This window comes from Streptomyces sp., assembly GCF_019510245.1.
Classification (GTDB): Bacteria; Actinomycetota; Actinomycetes; order Streptomycetales; family Streptomycetaceae; genus Streptomyces.
In genome coordinates, this window is sequence record NZ_JAEKKT010000417.1 from 1 (window position 1) to 4,427 (window position 4,427).

Here is a 4,427-nt window from a genome sequence, read left to right on the forward strand (position 1 = left end):
GCCGCGGATCCCGGCGTCACCGAGAAACGCATGTTCGGCGGCATCGCCTTCCTGCACGAAGGCAATGTGGCCGTCGGCGTGACCGGCGACGAGCTCATGGTCCGCGTCGGTCCCCACGCCGCCGACGCGGCCCTCGCCCGCCCCGGGGCGCGCGTCTTCGACATGACCGGCCGTCCCATGCGCGGCTGGGTCCTGGTCGCCGGGTCCGCAGTGACGGAGGACGAGGCCCTGGGAGCGTGGATCGACGAGGGGCGCGCCTTCGCGGCCAGCCTGCCGCCCAAGTAACGGCCGCCTTCGCCGCCAGCCTGCCGCCCAAGCCCTGCCCCTTGGTCCCTGGCCACTGGCCCCCGGTCCCTAGTCCCTGGCCGAGGGGATGGACGAGCGGCCATCCGGTCCAGGTGCCGCTGTGACCACAGGGGCGGGGCTTCGTCGGAGGCGTACCCGGACCGGTTCGGCGGCCGCGCTCCAAGCGCCGATCGGATGGGTCACTGGCCGGCTCCCGGACTTGAGTTCCGCGGTCCTACCGCAGCCAGCACGGCCTCCAACTGCCGTAGCGGATCCGGGCCGGCGATCCGCAGGACGACCGTGTCCGCGCCGGCCGTCGCCAGAGCCCGGAGACGCTCGGCGGCCTGCGCGGCGGGGCCCGAGACGGTGAACACCTCGTGCGGCGGGCGGCCGAGCCAGGCACCGTGGCCCTCGATGTGCGGGTGCAGGACCTGGGCCACCTCGTCGGCATCGTCACCGACGCAGGCGAAGGCGAAGACGGTCAGGGCGTGATCGGACGCGGCGCCGCCCTTCGCGGTCAGAGCGCGGGCGTTCTCCAGATCGCGCGGGCCGTGGCCCTCAGTGATCACGGTGCCGTCCGCGACACGGCCGGACAGTTCCAGGGAGCGGGAGCGGACCACGCCCGCGACCACCGGGGGCACTTCGGTCGGCGGATGCGTCAACCGGACTCCGTCCAGGTGCACTTCACGACCCGTCAGCTCAACGCGCTCCCCGCGCAGCAGCGCGCGTACCGAGGTGATCGTCTCCTCCAGCAGGGCCAGCGGGGAACGGGCCGCGGCGCCCACCTGGACCATCCACTCCTGCACGCCGTGCCCGATCCCGGCCACCAGCCGTCCGGGGAACACCCGTGCCAGCGTGGCCAGTTCCATCGCCAGAAGCGCCGGGCTGCGCAACGGGGCGGGGGCGATGCCGATACCCACCTTGATGCGTTCCGTGGCTCCCAGGGCCACGGCCGCTGCCGACACCCCGCCGTTCCACCCGAGGTCCTCCACCACCCACACGTCGTCCACGCCGAGCGCCTCTGCCTGCCGCGCGAAGCCGGGCAGCCCCTCCGGGGCCCAGTCGCGGTCGTACATCACGCCGATCCGTACGTTCGTCATACGCGGAACCTATGGTGTGGTGACAGCTCGTTCAACGGGGCATGTGGGCAAGGGGGGACGACCACGTCAACCGACCTCGGAGCAGGTGCCCCCAGATCCGCAGGGCGAGGGCGACGGCTGCGGGCGGCAGGTCGGGCAAGGCGGGGCGCACCTGCCGAGAAGCCCGGGGTCGAAGTCGGACCAGTCCCCTGAACCCTCATCGACGAGGCGGAACTGCCCCGCTTCGTTCAGCGCCGCTTCACCACGGATTACTGAAGACCGGAACGCAGATCGCCGTGGGGGAATCCATGGACTCCCCCACGGGCGGTCGTTTCTCCATCAGCCATGTGGTCGGAGCGCGGAACCGCTCCGGCTCAGCCCCCGCTCTTCCGCCGGAACGACCGCTGGCTCGCGGCCGGGCCGTGCGCTCCACGAATCTTCGAGGCCTGAGGGTTGGCAGCGAGATCGGCGGCGTCCGCCTGCGCACCGCGCTTGCGCGCCAAGGCCTCGCGGAACTTGCGCTTGAGGTCGTAATTGCCGTCGCTGTCGGGCGCGAGTTCGGACGTCTCGGGCTCAGCCGGCTCCGAACCTTCTGGGGATGCAGCTTCTGCGGTCATCGTGACCTCCTGGGTTCGGGCAGTGGGAATCACAGCTTGTCATGCCGGGGTGTTCCTTCTCAGCCCCGGTATCCGCCTCGCCGCCCGGCACCACGTGATGTCCCGGCGCAGTTCATTCGAGAGAACGCCGTACGCCGTCGCCGCATCCCCCTCGCAGCATCCCTGGATGTCCGGACACTCCCACCAGGTGAAATGTTTCCGCAGGTCAGAGGCTTGTTAACCGACATGACAACGGTCACCGATGCAGCCTTTGGCGATTCGTGCACGAGTACGTTTCACTGCGGGCAAGGCATCCGCTGCGAGGGGGAAGGCGTACACCATGGGCGATCACACTCGCGGGCACGATCCAGGACACAAGCACGGAGGAGGGCACGCCGGCCACTCCCATGGCGTCTCGGCGGACGCCGACCGCTGCTGGCTGGGCATCGCGCTCGGCCTGATCGCCGTGTTCATGGCGGGCGAGGTCGTCGTCGGTGTCGTGGCTCAGTCCCTCGCCCTGATCTCGGACGCGGCGCACATGCTGACCGACGCCGTGTCGATCGTGTTCGCGCTGATCGCCATGCGGCTGGCCGCCCGCCCGGCCCGCGGCGTTTTCACCTACGGCCTCAAGCGCGCCGAGATCCTCTCTGCTCAGGCGAACGGCCTGACCTTGCTGCTGCTCGGCGCATGGCTCGCGTACGAGGCCGTGCACCGGCTGATCGATCCGCCCGAGGTGGAGGGCGGGCTGGTGTTCGGCACAGCCCTCGTCGGGATCGTGGTGAACATCGCGGCCGCTTGGTGCATCTCCAAAGCCAACCGATCCTCGCTCAACGTCGAGGGTGCCTACCAGCACATCCTCAACGACCTCTTCGCGTTCATCGGCACCGCGGTGGCCGGTCTGATCGTGCTGCTCACCGGGTTCGCCCGCGCCGACGCCATCGCCACGCTCGTGGTGGTCGCCCTGATGGTCAAGGCCGGGTACGGGCTGCTGCGTGAGTCCGGCCGGATCTTCCTGGAGGCCGCCCCCGCAGATGTCGACCCGGACGCACTGGGCGACAAGCTCGTCGCCCAGGCGGCGGTCGTCGAGGTGCACGACCTGCATGTCTGGCAGATCACCTCCGGCCAGTCCGCCCTCTCCGCGCACGTGCTGGTCGAACCCGGCCGCGACTGCCACGCCGTCCGTCGCGACCTGGAGGAGCTCCTCCAGCACGACTACGGCATCACCCACACCACGCTCCAGGTCGACCACGTCCCGGAACAGGTCCTGCAGGTCGCCCTGGCCGGTGAACGAGCGGGCGACGCCGCGCACTGCGAGGACCCGCACGGCCCCGTCCACCGGGGCGGACCGCACAAGCACTGACCTTCGCGCGGGCACCCGCCGACGGGACGAGACTTCGTGGATTCAGATCTCCGTGCACCGCCGAAGGCGTGCCGGCCATCGTTTCCGACGTCGACGCCCCGGCCCGTCTCGGCCACGCCCTCACCGACCCGATCCGATCCGATCCGCTGCCGCGTCCCGCTCGCCTTGAGGAAAGCCTCGGCACACCCCGGCGAAAGCCTCGGCACACCCCGGCCGATCTGGCCGCCCAGCTGAAGATCCGTCCACGCCCCGAAGCCCGTCGCGCCGACCAAGCCATCTCCTTCGGATCATCCTCCCGGGCGTGCGATAAGTTGCCCGTCATGACTCAACTCGGCTTTGTCGCCTGGCCACTTGACCCGATCAAAACCGAGCGGCTCGTGCTCCGCGAGTCCGCGGCCCGGGACCGTGCGGCGTTCATCGAGCTGCTCGCCTCGTCGGAGGTGCACACCTACCTCGGTGGCCCTCAGCCGCGTGATGAGCTCGAGCGCTCGGTGCCTGAGACGCCCGGGCGGCGCCCCGGTCTCTTCGTGATCGAGCTCGACGGAGCGATGATCGGCACGGTCGAGGTCAGCCGGCGCGAAGCGGAGCGTCGCGGCAACGTCCGTCCGGACGCCGGGGAGGCCGAGCTCAGCTACCTGTTCCTTCCGGAGGCGTGGGGACGCGGTTACGCCACCGAGGCGTGCGCGGCTGCACTCGACTGGTTCGCCGACGCGCATCCCGGAGTGCCGGTGGTGCTCTACACGCAGACCGCCAATGCCCGCTCAATGCGCCTCGCGGCCAAGCTGGGGTTCACCGAGGTGAAACGCTTCGAGAAGTGGGACGCCGAACAGTGGATGGGCGAGTGGTCCCCGGTCACACCGCCCGCTTGAGGTCGACACGGCGGCCGGGAGTCACGAAGCGCTTCACCGAGCTGTTCGGGCCGCCCTGCTGTCCCCCGACACCCTGATCATGACCTCACGGCACTTCGGCGGGGCGGTTGCCGGTGACGCCGGTGACCCTCGTGCGTAGAGGTGCCGTCGGCCGTGAACAGCCGCTCACCCGTCCTGGCTCACCGCCGCGTCGAGGAGCGGGCCGAGTTCGCGGGCCACGATCATCAGCGGACGTGTG

At 70.4% G+C, this 4,427-nt stretch carries 5 protein-coding genes; 3 read left to right on the plus strand and 2 right to left on the minus strand.

Features of this window, described 5'->3' with window-relative positions; genetic code table 11:
- Positions 1–285: TfoX/Sxy family protein (locus JF597_RS53205; protein ID WP_294014201.1), on the plus strand; the 285-nt coding region annotated here is incomplete at its 5' end.
- 200 nt (positions 286–485) lie between these two features.
- Here JF597_RS53205 and JF597_RS53210 read toward each other — a convergent pair.
- A complete protein-coding gene (locus JF597_RS53210; protein ID WP_294014203.1) occupies positions 486–1,385 on the minus strand; it encodes an LLM class flavin-dependent oxidoreductase in 900 nt (299 codons plus the stop codon).
- Between the two features lie 353 nt (positions 1,386–1,738).
- Entirely contained in the window at positions 1,739–1,981 is a 243-nt protein-coding gene (locus tag JF597_RS53215; RefSeq protein ID WP_069762208.1) for a DUF5302 domain-containing protein, read from the minus strand.
- Positions 1,982–2,300: 319 nt separating this feature from the next.
- On the opposite strand from JF597_RS53215, the gene JF597_RS53220 reads away from it, so the two are divergent.
- Both JF597_RS53220 and JF597_RS53225 read left to right on the plus strand, forming a co-directional pair.
- Positions 2,301–3,320 (plus strand): cation diffusion facilitator family transporter, encoded by a 1,020-nt coding sequence (locus JF597_RS53220; protein ID WP_294014205.1) that lies wholly within the window; start codon positions 2,301–2,303, stop codon positions 3,318–3,320.
- A gap of 320 nt (positions 3,321–3,640) precedes the next feature.
- A complete protein-coding gene (locus JF597_RS53225) occupies positions 3,641–4,189 on the plus strand; it encodes a GNAT family N-acetyltransferase (protein WP_294014207.1) in 549 nt (182 codons plus the stop codon).
- Positions 4,190–4,427 lie beyond the last annotated feature (238 nt).